Source organism: Pseudomonas sp. H1_F01, from assembly GCF_054681425.1.
Genome location: NZ_CP162823.1, coordinates 6,498,939 through 6,514,902, shown reverse-complemented (window position 1 = coordinate 6,514,902; position 15,964 = coordinate 6,498,939). Strand labels below are relative to the sequence as shown.

Below are 15,964 nucleotides of genomic sequence, written 5' to 3'. Positions count from 1 at the left end.
GCGGCTTTTGTGGTGAGGGAGCTTGCTCCCGCTATGTGGGAGCAAGGCTTGCCCGCGATGGACGCGATGCGGTCTTGCAGAATCGAGGCGCCTGTTTCGCGAGCAAGCTTTGCTCCCACAGCCCAAGCGGGAGCAAGCTCCCTCGCCCACAAAAGCGTCCCTCGCAAAAGTGTCTCCCGTATCAAGGCCTTTTGCGGTGCGGCTCGGCCGCCATGAGGGCTTCTTTCGGCGGTTTTTTCAGGTACGGATTGGCGCAACCGATCTTCAATGTCCGTGGCGGTGCCCAGTGGGAGTTGTTGCCCACACGGTCGAGGATGCAGTAGGTCACTTCCAGGCGCAGGTCTTCTCCTGCCTCCAGGATGATCTGCGGCGGGACCCAGATATTGATTGGCTGGCCGACCTCGCTGGCGGTGACGGCAGGCAGGTCCATGCGCACATCGCCCCAGCGCAGGGTCACGGCATCGCCGGCGGCCATGTTCAGGTAGGGCTCGATGGTCAGCGGTACGCCGCGCTTGATCTGGTTGGGGTTCACCCCTTGGCGTCGGATAGTGCCGGGAATGCGCACTGGCGCCAGGCCCTGGTTTTCATCGCCGCTCAGGGCCGACGGCTGTCCGCCGGGGCAATCGAGCTTCGCATGTACCCGTTGCTTGGCGGATAGCGCCGGCCCACGCCCGACCTGCATCACCCGATAGTGAATGCGCGACGCTCCATCGACGATAAAACTCTCCGGGACCCGCAGGGTGACGCTGTCTTGCACATCGGCCTGCGACAACAGGCGCGAGCCGACGTAGCAGTTGTCCCAGAACAGTTCGATCAGGTCACCTGCGTCCATACCAGGGTAGGGCGCAATGGCAACCTCCAGGTGAGCGGCGTTGGCGATATTGATGCCGGTAGGGTGGGCATTGGCCAGGGTGGGGGCGGCCAGTTCAGGACTCTTCGACTTACATGTCATGGTGTTCTCCTTGATGCTTGAAAACGAAGTCCGTTTGATCAAAGGCGCTTGATAATCGCGACATATTTATTTGTGCAGTCATAGAGGCTGGCTACGTTTAGTCACTGCGCAGAACTAAAATAATGTGCGTCGCCTATTGCTCACTAGATAAGGTCTCAGTAGTTTCAGTGTCAATAGAGGAACTTGCTTAATAATTAATTGTGAAAGGCTTCAGAAATATCCTACGCGGCAAAGTTAATAATACGCGGCGCCGCACGCCTTTTTCCTAGGCTTGCCAGTTTTCAAAAAAATGGGTGCGCAAGGGCACTGGAGACTGAAGTGGAAAGACACTTGGGTGACGGGGAGTGTTACGAGAAGTTGTATATCCCGCACATGAAAACAGTGCGAGTTGTTTCTTTTGCAGCGGTCTCACTTCCTTCCCTGGAAGTGATAATGCTAAGAATAACTTACTGGGCGCCGTGCCCGGCGGAAAGGAACTTGCTGAGGAACTGTCGCGTGCGTTCTTCCTTGGGGGCTGCAAACAAGGCCTTGGCTTCGCCTTGTTCGACGATCACGCCTTTGTCGAAAAACACCACGCGGTTGGCCACGTCCCGGGCGAAGCCCATTTCGTGGGTCACGATGACCATGGTGCGTTTTTCTTCGGCCAAGCCGCGAATGGTTGCCAGCACCTCGCCCACCAGTTCCGGATCGAGGGCCGAAGTCGGTTCGTCAAACAGGATCACTGCCGGTTCCATCGCCAACGCCCGGGCAATCGCCACGCGCTGTTGCTGGCCGCCGGAAAGGCGCCGTGGGTAGGCGTCCTCCTTGCCGGCCAAGCCGACCTTGGCCAAGAGCTTGCGCCCCAGGGCTTCGGCTTCGGCGCGAGGGATTTTCTTCACCACCTGCGGGCCTTCAGTGACATTTTCCAATGCGGTGCGATGGGGAAACAGGTTGAAGTTCTGGAACACGAAGCCCACCTGCTGGCGCAAACGGCGCACCAGGCCCTGTTGCTGGTTCAGCGGGCGACTGCCATCGATCTCGATGTCGCCGACCTTGATCCGGCCGCTGGTAGGCTCTTCGAGGAAGTTCAAGCAGCGCAGGAAGGTGGTCTTGCCCGAGCCGCTGGGGCCGATGATCGCAACCACTTCGCCTTCTTCGATCTTCAAGTCGATGCCGTTGAGCACCACCTGGCCCTTGAACTGCTTTGTCAGTTTTTCCACGACAATCATGGGTCAGGACTCCTGGTCATGCCGATTGACCCGGGCTTCCAGGACGTTCTGCAGGTGCGAGAGCACGCTGGCCAGAACCCAATAGATCAGCGCGGCGGCAAGGTACATGGTGAAGATTTCGAAGGTCCGCGCGGTGATCAACTGCGCCTGGCGGAACAGCTCCGGTACCTGGATAGTCGCCGCCAGCGCGGTGTCCTTGACCAGGGAAATGAAGCTGTTGCCCAACGGTGGCAGGGCCGTGCGTGCGGCTTGCGGCAGTATGGCTCGGCGCAGGGTCTGGGCGCGGGTCATGCCGATGCTTGCCGCCGCTTCCCACTGGCCGCGCTCGATGGAGCTGATGGCGGCCCGCAGGATTTCACACGCGTAGGCGGCCATGTTCAGCGAGAAACCGATCAGGGCCGCCGGTAGAGGATCCAGCTCGATGCCCAGTTGCGGCAATCCGTAATAGATCACGAATAGCTGCACCAGCAACGGCGTGCCGCGAAAGAACGACACGTAGATGCGGGCGATCCAGTTCACCAGTTTGAAGCGCGACAGGCGCATCAGCGCCAGGCCGAACCCCAGCAGCAAGCCGAAAAACATACCGCCCAGGCTGAGGAAGACCGTGTAATACGCGCCCTTGAGCAGGAAGGGCGCGGAGTCCAGTGCGAGTTGAAGAGCTGCTTCCATTATTGGGTAACGTCAGCGCTGAAGTATTTTTCCGAAAGCTTTTTCAGCGTACCGTCGGCGCGCAGCTTTTCGATGGCCTTGTTTACGGCTGCCAACAGCTCAGGCTCGCCTTTGCGCAGGGCAATACCGGACTCCTGGCGCGAAAAGGCTTCGCTGGTGACGGTGGTGTCCTTGGCTTTCTTGGCGTATTCCAGTGCGGCCAGGCGGTCGATCAGGATGGTGTCGATACGACCGACGCGCAGGTCCTGGAACTTGGTTGGGTCGTCATCGTAGGTTTTGACTTGGGCGCCCGGTACTTCTGCCTTGACCCACTGTTCGTAGTTGGTGCCCAGGCCCACGCCGACTTTTTTGCCATCCAGGTCGGCGGCCTTCTTGATGTTCAACTCGTCGGCTTTCTTGGTCAGTACCAGCGCTTGAATCCCGGAAACGGTGTACGGCTCGGAGAAATCGTACTTTTTCTTGCGTTCCTCGGAGATGGTCACCTGGTTGACCACTGCGTCCAGACGCTTGGACTCCAGGGCCGCGAGAATGCCGGCCCATGGGGTCGTCTGCAGCTTGACCTTCACCCCCAGTTCCTTGGCCAGGGCTTCGGAGAACTCCACTTCGAAGCCGGTCAGTTTGCCGCTGTCATCGACGAAACTGAACGGTGGATAAGTGCCTTCCAGGCCGATCTTGATTTCGCCGGCATCCTTGATTTTCTGCAGCTGCTCACCGGCAACTGCTTGCCCCAACAGCCCGGCGCTCAATGCCAGGCCCAGCGAACCTACCAACAGGTTGCGACGTAATGCGGAAAAATTCATGACAAGCCCCTGTGTTTTCTTATGAAGAGGTTATTTTGGCTGAGATAAGGCGTAGCCGCGATCCGAAAAGATTGCCACATCCTGCCTTAAAGCAGCTTGGGCGTCTCGCGGCAAATGTGCCTGCGGCGAGACTATAGGATGGCTTTTATAGATTGGAAAATAATATTAAACAAAGCGCATATGTCTATTTGGAATGACTGCTTGTGGGAGCGAGCTTGCTCGCGATCACGGTGGATCAGCCGAAATTTATGCAGCTGACATACCGCTATCGCGAGCAAGCTCGCTCCCACAGAAGTCTCCACTAAGCCTGGAGCGCCGCGCTGTAGGCAAACAACGCCGGTGCGCCGCCGGTGTGCAGGAAGATGATCGGGCCTTCGTCGAAACGGTCGCGACCCATGCCGTCGAGCAGGCCGGCCATGGCCTTGCCGGTGTAGACCGGATCGAGCAGCAGCCCTTCCTGGCTGGCCAGCAGCTTGACCGCCGCCAGTGTCCCGGCGTTGGGTTCGCCGTAGCGGGGGGCGAAATATTCGTCCCACAGGTTCACTTTGAACGCCTCCGGAAGGGCGACTTCGAGCAACGCTGCCGTGCGCTCGGCCAGGCCCTGGACCTTCGGAAACTGGTCCTCCTCGCTGCGCGAGACCGTGACGCCGATGACAGGCAGCGCCGGCAGGGCTTCGCTCAGCGCCAGCGCCAGGCCGCTGTGGGTGCCGGCACTGCCCGAGGCCAGTACCACGGCGGCGAATTCAATCCCGGTGTCCTTGATCTGCTCGGCCAGTTCCAGGCCGGCGCGCACATAACCCAGCGCGCCCAAGGCGTTCGAACCTCCAATCGGCACCAGGTAGGGTTTTTTCCCGTTGCTGCGCAGGCGACCGGCCAGGGCCTGCAGCTGCTCATCGGCGTTGTCCAGGTTGTCCACCAACTCGACCTTGGCGTCGAACAATTCCAGCAGCAGCCGGTTGCCGTTACCCAGGTAATTGCTGTCTTCGGTGTCGATGGGGTTTTCCAGCAAGGCCACGCAGCCCAGGCCCAGCTTCGCGGCGAGGGCGGCGGTCTGGCGCACATGGTTGGACTGGATCGCCCCGGCGGTGATGAGGGTATCGGCGCCTTGGGCGATGGCATCGGCGGCCAGGTATTCGAGCTTGCGCAGTTTGTTGCCACCCATGGCCAGGGGCGTCAGGTCATCACGCTTGATATAGATGTCCCGGCCGAGCCAGGTGGAGAGACGGTCGAGTTTTTCCAGTGGTGTCGGATGGCCGAGCAGGTCGAGACGGTTAAAGCGAGACAGCTGTTCTTTGATCATGGGTCCGTACTGGTTGTAGGCGATGTCTGGACTATAGGCACGCGGATATTCATGGGCAACCGGCATGTGGGAACGAGCTTGCTCGCGATGGCGGCCTGACATTCAACATCTTCATTGACTGCTACACCGCTATCGCAAGCAAGCTCGCTCCCACAGGGGCTTGGCGCCAGTGAACGAATGCTCTACTGGCAACGTCATACCCTCTCGTAGGCTAGTGTAGGAAGCGTGCCGTCGAGCCCTGCGATTAGTCCTTAGCTAGCTATTTATGTTTAACTTGAACGTTCATTCAAGTTAAACCGTCGGTTTGCTGCCCGCTCACAACAGGAGGCTTGCCTTTGCCGAGTCCGTTTTCGACCACCCCGATTCTTTTTCCCGAGGTGCTTGTTTCATGAGTGCCTCGTCCCTTCCACCCAGCGGCCTGGTCCGCATGAACCCGCCGGTCTTTTACTTCGCCGCGACCTTTATCCTGCTGTTCGGCCTGGTGGTGATTGCCATGCCCGCGCAGGCCGGTGCCTGGTTGCTGGCCGCGCAGAACTGGGCGGCCAATACGGTAGGCTGGTACTACATGCTGGCGATGACGCTGTATCTGGTCTTCGTGGTGGTCACCGCCTTGTCCGGCTACGGCAAGATCAAGCTCGGTGCCGACCACGACGAGCCCGAATTCAGTTATCTGTCCTGGGCCGGCATGCTGTTCGCCGCCGGCATCAGCATCACGCTGTTTTTCTTCTGCGTGTCCGAGCCGCTGACTCACATGGTCCAGCCGCCCCAGGGCGAGGCCGGTACCGCCGAAGCTGCGCGCCAGGCCATGCAGATCCTGTTCTTGCACTGGGGGCTGCACGGCTGGGGCGTTTTCGCATTCGTCGGCATGGCCCTGGCGTACTTCGCCTACCGGCACAATTTGCCCCTGGCCCTGCGTTCGGCGTTGTACCCGCTGATCGGCAAGCGCATCAACGGCCCCATCGGCTACGCCGTGGACGGCTTCGGTATTATCGCCACGGTGTTCGGCCTCGGCGCCGACATGGGCTTTGGTGTGCTGCACCTCAATTCCGGGCTCGACTACCTGTTCGGCATCGCCCACACCCAGTGGATTCAGGTTGGCCTGATCGTGCTGATGATGGGCGCGGCGATCATTGTCGCGGTGGCCGGTGTCGACAAGGGCGTGCGGGTCATGTCCGACATCAACATGCTCCTGGCCTGCGCGTTGTTGCTGTTCGTGCTGTTCGCCGGACCCACCCAGCATTTGCTCAACACCTTGATCCAGAACATCGGCGATTACCTCGGCGCTCTGCCGATGAAGAGCTTCGACCTGTACGCCTACAACGAACCTAGCGACTGGCTGGGCGGCTGGACGGTGTTCTACTGGGCCTGGTGGATCGCGTGGTCGCCGTTCGTGGGGCTGTTCATCGCACGGATTTCCCGTGGCCGCACCATCCGCGAATTCGTGTTTGGCGTGCTGCTGATTCCCCTGGGTTTCACCCTGGCGTGGATGTCGATCTTCGGCAACAGCGCCATCGACCAAGTGCTGAACCACGGCATGAGTGCCCTGGGCATGTCGGCCTTGGAAAACCCATCGATGAGCCTTTACCTGCTGCTGGAAACCTACCCCTGGAGCAAGACGGTCATCGCGGTCACCGTGTTCATCAGTTTCGTGTTCTTCGTCACCTCCGCCGACTCAGGCACCGTGGTGCTGTCGACGTTGTCGGCCAAGGGCGGCAACCCCGACGAGGACGGGCCGAAATGGCTGCGGGTGTTCTGGGGCGCGATGACCGCCCTGGTGACTAGCGCGTTGCTGTTCTCCGGCAGCATCGATGCCTTGAAGTCAGCGGTGGTGCTGACGTCCTTGCCGTTCTCGTTGATTCTGCTGCTGATGATGTGGGGCCTGCACAAGGCGTTCTACCTGGAGTCGCAGAAGCAGATCGCGCAATTGCACTCCCTGGCGCCGGTGTCGGGTTCACGTCGGGGCACGGGCGGCTGGCGCCAGCGCTTGAGCCAGGCGGTGCATTTTCCGTCCCGTGATGAGGTGTACCGTTTCCTCGACACCACAGTGCGCCCGGCCATTGAAGAAGTGACCGCGGTGTTCGTCGAGAAGGGCCTGACAGTGGTGGCCCAGCCCGATCCGGCCAATGACAACGTCAGCCTGGAGATCGGTCACGGTGAGCAGCATCCGTTCATCTACCAGGTGCAGATGCGCGGCTACTTCACGCCGTCCTTCGCCCGCGGCGGCATGGGCTCCAAGGAACTCAACAACCGTCGTTACTACCGTGCCGAGGTGCACCTGAGCGAAGGCAGCCAGGATTACGACCTGGTGGGCTACACCAAGGAGCAAGTCATCAACGACATCCTCGACCAGTACGAGCGGCACCTGCAGTTCCTGCATTTGGTGCGCTGACTCATCTGCACCGACCTCATCGCGAGCAAGCTCGCTCCCACAAGGGAATCACTTGACCCCTGTGGGAGCGAGCTTGCTCGCGATGGCGGTTTAGCTGGCGATGCAGGAAAAAGCCTCAGACTAGTCCGCCATTGGCTCGCAGGATCTGCCCGTTCACCCAGCCAGCGGCCGGGCTCACCAGGAACGCGATGATGCTGGCAATGTCTTGCGGCTGGCCGAGGCGTTCCAGGGGCGGCATCTTGGCGTAGTGCTGCACCTGTTCCTCGCTTTTGCCGTGCATGAACAGTTCGGTGGCGACTGGGCCGGGGGCCACGGCATTGACCGTGATCTGCCGACCGCGCAGTTCCTTGGCGAACACCTGGGTCAGGGATTCCACTGCGGCCTTGCTGGCGATGTACACCGAGTAGCCCGGCAGGTTCAGGCCCACGGTGCTGCTGGAAAAGTTCACGATCCGGCCACCGTCATTCAAACGGGTCGCGGCTTCGCGCAGGGTATTGAAGGTGCCACGGGTGTTGATGGCGAACGTCTGGTCGAACAACTCGTCGCTGTGCTGCGCCAGGGGCATCACTTGGAGGATGCCGGCGTTGTTGATCAATACATCGACCTTGCCCAGTTGCGCTTCGGTTTCATCGAACATCCTGCGGACATCGGCGGCAGAGGACACGTCTGCCTTCACCGCTATGGCTTGGTGGCCGGCCTGGCGCAGTTGCACCACCAACTTGGACGCCTCGCTGGCGCTGTTGGCGTAGTTGATGACGACGGCGAAACCTTCGCTGGCCAGTTGCTTGGCGATTTCGGCGCCGATGCCGCGGGAAGCACCGGTGATGATGGCAACTTTGGACGTTTGAGTCGGCATGCTTGAGTCCTCTTGAAGTGGGTGAGGCCAGGTTCACATGTTTACTCTCGGCGATAAATGCCCGAAAGTTGCCTTGACTGTTCAACAATCACTAACAATAAAGGCACCGGATTCACATGGATCAAGTCAAAGCGATGAAGGTGTTCGTGCGCATCTATGAGCGAAGCAGTTTCACCCTGGCCGCTGAAGACTTGAACATGCCACGGGCCACGCTGACCCATACCCTCAATCAATTCGAAGCCTGGCTGGGCGTTCGTTTGTTGGAGCGCAGTACCCGCAAGGTGCGCCCGACCCTCGATGGCGAAGCCTATTACCCACGCTGCGTGCAATTGCTGGCGGAACTTGAAGAAGCCGAACTGGCGTTTCGCGGCGTGGCGCCCAAAGGCAAGTTGAGGGTGGACTTGCACGGCACCCAGGCACGGTATTTCGTGATTCCGGCGTTGCCACAATTCATGGCCCGCTATCCCGAAATAGAACTGTTCATCAGCGAGGCCGATCGTTTCGTCGATCTGATCGCCGAAGGCGTCGATTGCGTGCTGCGCTCCGGTGAGTTGGCGGACTCATCATTGATCGGCCGGCGTGTCGCCAATCTTCGGCAGATCACCTGCGCCAGCCCCGGTTACTTGCGCCAGTACGGCGAGCCGAAGTGCCTCGATGACTTGAAACATCACAAGGCGGTGAATTACGTCTCGCGGACCACCGCCAAACTGTATCCGTTTGAGTTCATGGTCGATGGCGAGCTCAAGGAGGTCCCGATCGGGGGCTCGCTGTCGGTGTCCGGCGCCGAAATCTATGCCGCCTCGGCCATCGCCGGCCTGGGCCTGATCCAATGCCCGCATTACCGGATGGAAGAGCCGATCCGGCAGGGCCTGATGCAGGAAGTCCTCACCGCCACCCCACCACCGTCCATGCCGGTGTCGGTGCTCTATCCGCACAACCGACTCATGTCGCCGCGGGTTCGTGTATTCGTGGATTGGGTGGCGGAGGTGTTTGCGCAGGCGCGTTAGTGTGGTCTCCGACTTCCTGGCACTGCAAACCCTGTGGGAGCGGGCTTGCTCGCGAATGCGTCGGCAAATTCAGAATTTGTGCTGACTGACACACCGCTTTCGCGAGCAAGCCCGCTCCCACACCTGATATGCGAACTTTCAGCCTGACCGATGCGTCTGTGAAGTGTTAGCTTCTGCCACCAGCGTCCGAACAGAGAGCCTTTCGATGACCTACACCGCTGCGCAAAACCGCTACGAGTCCATTCCCTACCGCCGCGTCGGTCGCAGCGGGCTGGTGCTGCCGGCGCTGTCGCTGGGGTTGTGGCACAACTTTGGCGACAGTACGCCCATCGATACCCAGCGCGCCTTGCTGCGTACGGCGTTTGACCTGGGCATCAACCACTTCGACCTGGCAAACAACTACGGCCCGCCCTACGGCAGCGCCGAGATCAATTTCGGCCGGTTGCTGCGCGAAGATTTCAAGCAGTACCGCGATGAGTTGATCATCTCCAGCAAGGCCGGTTGGGACATGTGGCCGGGCCCATACGGCCAGGGTGGTGGCTCGCGCAAATACGTGCTCGCCAGCCTCGACCAGAGCCTGCAACGCCTGGGGCTGGACTATGTGGATATCTTCTATTCCCACCGCTTCGACCCCGACACCCCACTGGAAGAAACCGCCAGCGCACTGGCCACTGCCGTTCAGCAGGGCAAGGCGTTGTACATCGGCATTTCCTCGTATTCCGGGGTGAAGACCCGGGAAATGGCGGCGCTGCTCAAAGAGTGGAAAGTCCCGCTGCTGATTCACCAGCCGGCCTACAACCTGCTCAACCGCTGGGTGGAGAAAGACCTGCTGGACGCCACCGACGAACTGGGTACCGGTGTGATCGCTTTCACGCCACTGGCCCAGGGCTTGTTGACCGACAAGTACCTCAAGGGTATTCCGGCCGATGCGCGGGTGAACCGTCCGGGCGGCGGCTCGTTGCAGGCTTCGCATCTGTCGGAGGAAAACATCGCCCATGTACGCGCCCTCAATGAGATCGCCCAGCGGCGCGGCCAGAGCCTGGCGCAAATGGCCCTGGCCTGGACCCTGCGCGATCCCCGCGTGACCAGCGCGCTGATCGGCGCCAGCCGGCCGGAGCAGATCATCGAGAACGTCGGGGCGTTGAAGAACCTGAGCTTCAGTGCTGAAGAACTGGCGCAGATCGATCGGTTTGCCCTGGAGGGCGGGATCAATCTTTGGGAGAAGCCCTCGTCGGCTGAGTAACGAATCGGCTGATCTGCAATGATCAGCTGAATACACAATCTTGTGGCGAGGGGATAAATCCCCTCGCCACAAGAGCAATTCAGACTCGGTGCCTCACCTGAAAAACGGCACATCCCCCAACACCGTCGCCCGGTGCATCACCCGGCGGGCGGGGCGGTAATCATCCACGGCAAAGTGCTGGGTGACGCGGTTGTCCCAGAACGCCACGTCGTTGACCTGCCAGCGCCAGCGCAGGGTGAACTCCGGGCGGGTGGCGTGGGCGAAGAGCAGTTTCAGGATCACCTCGCTTTCGGTTTCCGACAGCTCGTTGATCCGTGTCGTGAAGCCTTCATTGACGAACAGCGACCGTCGCCCGCTCACCGGATGAGTGCGGATCACCGGATGGGACAGCGGTGGGTTTACCCGCCGTGCCTCTTCCCAGCGCGCCAGGTCTTCGGTGGTGTTGCCAAACCGTTCCAATGGAAAGGACCGGATGAAATCGTGGGTCGCTGTCAGGCCTTCCAGCAAGCGTTTCAAAGGGGCTGACAGAGCTTCGTAGGCCGCGATGCCGCTGGCCCACAACGTGTCGCCGCCAAACGCCGGCAGTAGCTTGGCGCTGAGCACCGCGCCCATGGCCGGCGTCGGGAGAAAGGTCACGTCGGTGTGCCACACGGCGTTGTCGCGAACATCGGTGACGGCGGTGTCGAGCACCAGTACTTCCGGCTGTTCCGGTATGTTGGGGTAGATCGGGTGAATGTGCAGGTCGCCAAAATGCGCGGCGAAACGCGCTTGTTGCTCCGGTTCGATTGGCTGGTCGCGAAAGAACAACACCTGATGTTCAAGCAAAGCCTGCTCGATGGCCTCGCGATGCTCCGGGCTCAGCGGCTGGCTGATATCGATCCCACTGATCTGCGCGCCGAGGGCTGTGCTCAAGGGAGTAATGGTCGGGCGGTTCATCGTCGAGTTCTCGGATTGGGCGCCGAATGGTCGGCGTAGTCATTGGGTATCAATGGGCCTGGCCGTGCCACGGCACCAGTTTGCGTTGCAGGGCGCGCAGGCCCATTTCCATGGCGAAGGCGATCAGTGCGATCACCAGGATCCCCAGTACCACCACGTCGGTGACCAGGAACTGCGCCGCTGACTGCACCATGAACCCCAGGCCGCTGGTGGCGGCGATCAGCTCGGCGGCCACCAGCGTCGACCAACCCACGCCCAGGCCAATGCGAATGCCGGTGAGGATGTCCGGCAAGGCACTGGGCACGATCACGTGGCGAATCAACTGGGCCCGCGTGGCGCCCAACGATTGCGCAGCGCGTAGCTTGGCCCGGTCGACAGTGCGCACACCGGTGGCGGTGGCGATGGCAATCGGGGCGAAAATCGCCAGGTAGATCAGCAGCACTTTCGACAACTCGCCGATGCCGCACCAGATCACGATCAACGGCAGGTACGCCAGCGGCGGAATCGGCCGGTAGAACTCGATCAACGGGTCGAGCACGCCGCGAGCGATGCGGTTGGCGCCAATGGCGATGCCCACCGGCACCGCCGTCAGCACCGCGAACAGCAGGCCCAGGCCGATGCGTTCAAGGCTGGCGGCCAGGTGCTGCCAGAGGGTCGAGTCCATGTAGCCGCTGGTTGCCAGCAGCCAACCTTTTTGCAGCACTGCAGACGGCGAGGGCAGGAACAGCGGTTCGATCAGGCCGCTCGCGGTGACGGCCCACCAGACCGCCAGCAGGGCGATCAGGGTCAAGCCGCTGATCCAGCGTGTACTCAGGCTGGGCCTTGAGTCGTTGGTCGCGCGCCTGCTCGTAGTTTCACTGACGACGGCTGGAATTTCGTAGCTGCTCATGCGCGCTCCTGTGGTCGAGTGGCGCTGCGTTGGGCGAACACCTTGGCGAGCACATGCTCGCGGGTTTCGATAAAGCGCGGGTCGGATTTGATCGACCGCGCCGATTCCCCGGCCCCGTAGCGTTGGCCGAAATCCAGGCTCAGGCGCTCGACGATCTGCCCCGGGTTAGGTGCCAACAGAATCAAGTCGGTGGCGAGGAACACGGCTTCTTCAATGTCATGGGTGATCAGGAACACCGGCTTGGCGGTGCGCTGCCAGACCTGCAGCAACAGTTCCTGCATCTGCTCGCGGGTGAAGGCGTCCAGCGCACCGAAAGGTTCGTCCATCAACAGCACGCGTGGGTCGGCCGCCAGCGCCCGGGCCAGGCCGACGCGTTGCTTCTGGCCGCCGGAAAGCTGCCAGACACGACGTTGCTCGAAACCGGCCAGGTCAACCAGGGCAAGCATTTCCCGGGCCCGGGCTTCGCGCTTTTGCTTGCCGACCCCAGCCAGTTCCAGGCCGAACCCAACGTTTGCCAGCACGTCCTGCCAAGGCAGCAGTGCATCGTCCTGGAACACCACGCCGCGCTCGGCGCTCGGACCCTTGACCGGCGTGCCGTCGAGGGTGATCTGCCCGGCGCTGGGCTCGACGAACCCGGCAATCAGGTTCAACAGCGATGTCTTGCCACTGCCGGACGGGCCGAGGGCAACCAGCAATTGCTGGGGCCCCAGGGTCAGGGAAATATCCGCCAGCACCGGTTCCGCCGCGCCGGGGTACTGTGCGCTGATGCGCTCCAGCTGTAGCAAGGCCATCGCGTGTCTCCCTTTTCCTGCTCAACGAGTGATGTATTTGGCGCTGACGTAAGGCGCGTAGTCCGGCAGCACGGCTTCGACCTTGCCTTGCTCCTTGAGGAACGCTGCGGTGTCGGTGATGGCTTGGGTGGTCGGTGCGCCGAGGCTCACGACCTGATCGGCCGCGAGGGGAAAGACATTGCCTTGCAGCAACAGCGGGATATCGCTGGCCTTGGCGCCGGAGAGCTTCACCAGTTTGTCGACGTTGGACGTATCGGCCAGCCAGGCTTGTGGGTCCTTGCGGTACTGGGCGTAGGCATCCAGGGTCACTTTGGCGAAGGCGGTGACAATTTCAGGATGCTTCTGGGCGAAGTCCTTGCGCACTATCCAGGCGTCGAAGGTCGGGGCGCCGAACTTGGCCAGTTCCGCGGAGGTGATCAGGACCTTGCCGTTTTCCTTGGCCACGCCCAGGGCCGGGTCCCAGACGTAGGTGGCGTCGATGTCGCCGCGCTTCCAGGCGGCAATGATGGCCGGTGGCGCCAGGTTGAGTACGGTGACTTTCGACGGGTCGATATTCCAGTGCTTCAACGCGGCGAGCAGGCTGTAGTGCCCGGTGGACACGAATGGCACGGCGATTTTCTTGCCGATCAGGTCTTGCGGGGAGTTGATGCCCGAACCGTCACGAACCACCAAGGCTTCGGCGGCGCCGATCTGGGTGGCGATGAGGAAGGTTTCCACCGGGACCTTGCGGGTGATGGCCGCGGTCAACGGGCTGGAACCGAGGTAGCCGATCTGCACGTCGCCCGAGGCGATGGCGGTGATGACATCGGCGCCGTTGTCGAACTTGCGCCAGTCGATCTTGGCCTGGGTGGCTTTTTCGTAGGCACCATCGGCCTGGGCGACTTTGGCCGGGTCGACGGTGGTCTGGTAAGCGACGGTCAGGTCGGCCGCCTGGGCAAAAAGACTCGTTGCAGCCAGGGAAGCGGCCGCGAGAAGGCGAAGGGGGAAACTCAAAGACATGGGAAAGCTCCTCAACAGGCCGCCGGATGTTCGGCGTTGGAGGAGACTAAATGATCTAAGAATTGGAAAATAAATAACTTTTTCGAATGAGCTTATTTTCGAAAAAATCTATTGAGAACGGCTTGAAACTTTTGTGGCGAGGGAGCTTGCTCCCGCTGGGCCTGTAGGTGCTGTCGAGCGAGGCGAGGCTGCGATCTTTCCCCAGACGCTTGAGTCCCAAGCGAAAGATCAAAAGATCGTCCGAACGCGGCCCGAGCCTTCGGCAGCTCCTACAGTGCAGTCCAGCGAAGCGTCCTCGTCAAAGAGGGATCAGTTACTGATCGCCAGGATGCTCGCCTGATACGAACCCACGAACACGTCGAAATCCCCCACCTCGTTCTGCTCCAGCTCAGTTTGCTGAACCAGGGATTCTCGGGCGGTTTCCTCGAATGCAGTCTGTTCCTGGGCGGGCAAAGGCTCGGCGCGGAAGAACTCGGCGTGGGCCTTGCTTTGGCGCAGGGAGAACTGGGCAAAGCTTTCCTGATGTTCGGCCATGGCGGCCAGCACCTGGGCGGAGGGCGTCAGTGACGGGTCGCGGACTTTCGCCAATTGCGCGTCCAGCGCCTGGCGGTGGGCATCGCCACCTTGACTCTGGTCGAGCAGCGAGGCCAACGGTGCGATGTTTTCCAGCAATTCGACGGCCCAGGCCTGCATGTCCACCGATTGACCCTGGCGCTGCAATTGCAGGCCAGGCTTGCGGCCTTCCTTGACCACGGTCAGGAAGTTGCTGGTGGCGTTGCCGCATTCGTTGTTTTCCAGCTGCGGGCTGTCATTGAGACCGCAATACAGCAGGAACGCATCGAGGAACCGCGACTCGGTGAGGTCGATACCCATCGGCAGGAACGGGTTGATGTCCAGGCAACGCACTTCGACGTACTGGATACCCCGGGCCATCAAGGCCTGGATCGGGCGCTCGCCGGTGTAGGTCACGCGTTTGGGGCGGATGTTGGAGTAGTACTCGTTTTCGATCTGCAGGATGTTGGTGTTGAGCTGCACCCACTCGCCGTTCTGGTGAGTGCCGACCTCGACGTACGGCGCATAAGGCGTCGCCACCGCTTTGCGCAGGCTGTCGGTGTAGCTGGCCAGGTCGTTGTAGCAAGGCGTGAGGCCGGCCTGGGCGTTGCTCTGGTAACCCAGGTCGCTCATGCGCAGGCTGGTGGCGTAGGGTAGGTACAGGGTGTCCGGGTCCAGTTGTTCCAACTGGTGCGGGCGACCGCGCAGGAAACCGGCGTCCAGGGCCGGCGAGGCACCGAACAGGTACATCAGCAACCAGCTGTAGCGGCGGAAATTGCGGATCAGCGCGATGTAGGCCGACGACTGGAAATCACGGTCGCTGGCCTCGACGCCTTCGGCCTGCCGGAGCAGGGGCCAGAGTTTTTCCGGCAGGGAAAAGTTGTAGTGGATCCCGGCAATGCATTGCATGGTCTTGCCGTAGCGCAGGGCCAGCCCCTTGCGATAGACGTACTTGAGCCGACCGATGTTCGAGGTGCCGTAATACGCGATCGGGATGTCCTCTTCCGCCGGCAGTGGGCACGGCATCGAAGGGCTCCACAGGTACTCGTCACCCAGTTTGCTGTAGGCGAACCGGTGGATCTTGTCGAGGCTGCGCAGGGTATCGGCCGGGTTGGCCAGGGCTGGCGTGATGAACTCCAGCAGCGACTCGGAATAGTCGGTAGTGATCTGTTCGTTGGTCAACGCCGAACCCAGGGCCTTGGGATGCGGGGTCTGCGCCAAGTGCCCATCGCCGGTGACGCGCAGGCATTCACGCTCGATGCCGTGCAGGCACTGTTCGAGCAGGGAGAGGTTGGCGCGCTCGCCGAGCAGGGCCAGGCGGCGGTTTAAAAGGTCGCTCAAGTTGAATTCCTTCACGCGTCAGTCGCCCCAAT

Annotated in this window: 14 protein-coding genes; 3 read left to right on the top strand and 11 right to left on the bottom strand. The window is 61.2% G+C overall.

Annotation, left to right across the window (positions count from 1 at the left end; all coding sequences use genetic code 11):
* Nucleotides 1-181: 181 nt before the first annotated feature.
* The 5 genes from AB4O09_RS29330 to AB4O09_RS29310 form a co-directional block, all read right to left on the bottom strand.
* Complete coding sequence (locus AB4O09_RS29330) at nt 182-952, bottom strand: hypothetical protein (RefSeq protein WP_003196659.1); 771 nt, start codon at nt 950-952, stop codon at nt 182-184.
* Nucleotides 953-1,398: 446 nt separating this feature from the next.
* A complete protein-coding gene (gene tcyN / locus AB4O09_RS29325) occupies nt 1,399-2,160 on the bottom strand; it encodes an L-cystine ABC transporter ATP-binding protein TcyN (RefSeq protein WP_003196662.1) in 762 nt (253 codons plus the stop codon).
* Nucleotides 2,161-2,163: 3 nt separating this feature from the next.
* Nucleotides 2,164-2,829, bottom strand: coding sequence for a cystine ABC transporter permease (gene tcyL / locus AB4O09_RS29320; protein ID WP_003196663.1), 666 nt, complete (start codon nt 2,827-2,829; stop codon nt 2,164-2,166).
* On the bottom strand, nt 2,829-3,629 hold the full coding sequence (tcyJ, locus tag AB4O09_RS29315; RefSeq protein ID WP_003196665.1) for a cystine ABC transporter substrate-binding protein: 801 nt from the start codon (nt 3,627-3,629) through the stop codon (nt 2,829-2,831). Before tcyJ ends, tcyL begins: the two co-directional genes overlap by 1 nt.
* Nucleotides 3,630-3,930: 301 nt before the next feature.
* Complete coding sequence (locus AB4O09_RS29310; protein ID WP_003196667.1) at nt 3,931-4,929, bottom strand: D-cysteine desulfhydrase; 999 nt, start codon at nt 4,927-4,929, stop codon at nt 3,931-3,933.
* 427 nt (nt 4,930-5,356) lie between these two features.
* Here AB4O09_RS29310 and betT point away from each other — a divergent pair, with 427 nt between their 5' ends.
* Nucleotides 5,357-7,318, top strand: a complete 1,962-nt coding sequence (gene betT / locus AB4O09_RS29305) for a choline transporter BetT (protein ID WP_167331293.1) — start codon at nt 5,357-5,359, stop codon at nt 7,316-7,318.
* A 115-nt stretch (nt 7,319-7,433) separates the two neighbouring features.
* Here the strand turns inward: betT and AB4O09_RS29300 are convergent, their stop codons facing one another.
* The gene (locus tag AB4O09_RS29300; RefSeq protein WP_003196671.1) at nt 7,434-8,174 is read right to left on the bottom strand and encodes an SDR family oxidoreductase; all 741 of its coding nucleotides are present in this window, start codon (nt 8,172-8,174) and stop codon (nt 7,434-7,436) included.
* Between the two features lie 116 nt (nt 8,175-8,290).
* Between AB4O09_RS29300 and AB4O09_RS29295 the strand changes: the two genes are divergently transcribed.
* Together AB4O09_RS29295 and mgrA are read left to right on the top strand one after the other, a co-directional pair.
* Entirely contained in the window at nt 8,291-9,181 is an 891-nt protein-coding gene (locus AB4O09_RS29295; RefSeq protein WP_003196673.1) for a LysR family transcriptional regulator, read from the top strand.
* Nucleotides 9,182-9,386: 205 nt separating this feature from the next.
* Nucleotides 9,387-10,424: an L-glyceraldehyde 3-phosphate reductase gene (gene mgrA / locus AB4O09_RS29290; RefSeq protein ID WP_003196675.1), complete on the top strand. Its 1,038-nt coding sequence runs from the start codon at nt 9,387-9,389 to the stop codon at nt 10,422-10,424.
* A 93-nt stretch (nt 10,425-10,517) separates the two neighbouring features.
* Here the strand turns inward: mgrA and tauD are convergent, their stop codons facing one another.
* The 5 genes from tauD to gshA all read right to left on the bottom strand — a co-directional run bounded on the left by tauD (nt 10,518) and on the right by gshA (nt 15,932).
* Complete coding sequence (gene tauD, locus AB4O09_RS29285) at nt 10,518-11,360, bottom strand: taurine dioxygenase (protein WP_060613173.1); 843 nt, start codon at nt 11,358-11,360, stop codon at nt 10,518-10,520.
* A 49-nt stretch (nt 11,361-11,409) separates the two neighbouring features.
* The gene (gene tauC, locus AB4O09_RS29280; protein WP_003196679.1) at nt 11,410-12,249 is read right to left on the bottom strand and encodes a taurine ABC transporter permease TauC; all 840 of its coding nucleotides are present in this window, start codon (nt 12,247-12,249) and stop codon (nt 11,410-11,412) included.
* Nucleotides 12,246-13,040: a taurine ABC transporter ATP-binding subunit gene (gene tauB, locus AB4O09_RS29275; RefSeq protein WP_003196681.1), complete on the bottom strand. Its 795-nt coding sequence runs from the start codon at nt 13,038-13,040 to the stop codon at nt 12,246-12,248. Before tauB ends, tauC begins: the two co-directional genes overlap by 4 nt.
* Before the next feature lie 21 nt (nt 13,041-13,061).
* The gene (gene tauA, locus AB4O09_RS29270; RefSeq protein ID WP_003196684.1) at nt 13,062-14,039 is read right to left on the bottom strand and encodes a taurine ABC transporter substrate-binding protein; all 978 of its coding nucleotides are present in this window, start codon (nt 14,037-14,039) and stop codon (nt 13,062-13,064) included.
* Between the two features lie 309 nt (nt 14,040-14,348).
* On the bottom strand, nt 14,349-15,932 hold the full coding sequence (gene gshA / locus AB4O09_RS29265) for a glutamate--cysteine ligase (protein ID WP_258636501.1): 1,584 nt from the start codon (nt 15,930-15,932) through the stop codon (nt 14,349-14,351).
* Nucleotides 15,933-15,964: the final 32 nt, after the last annotated feature.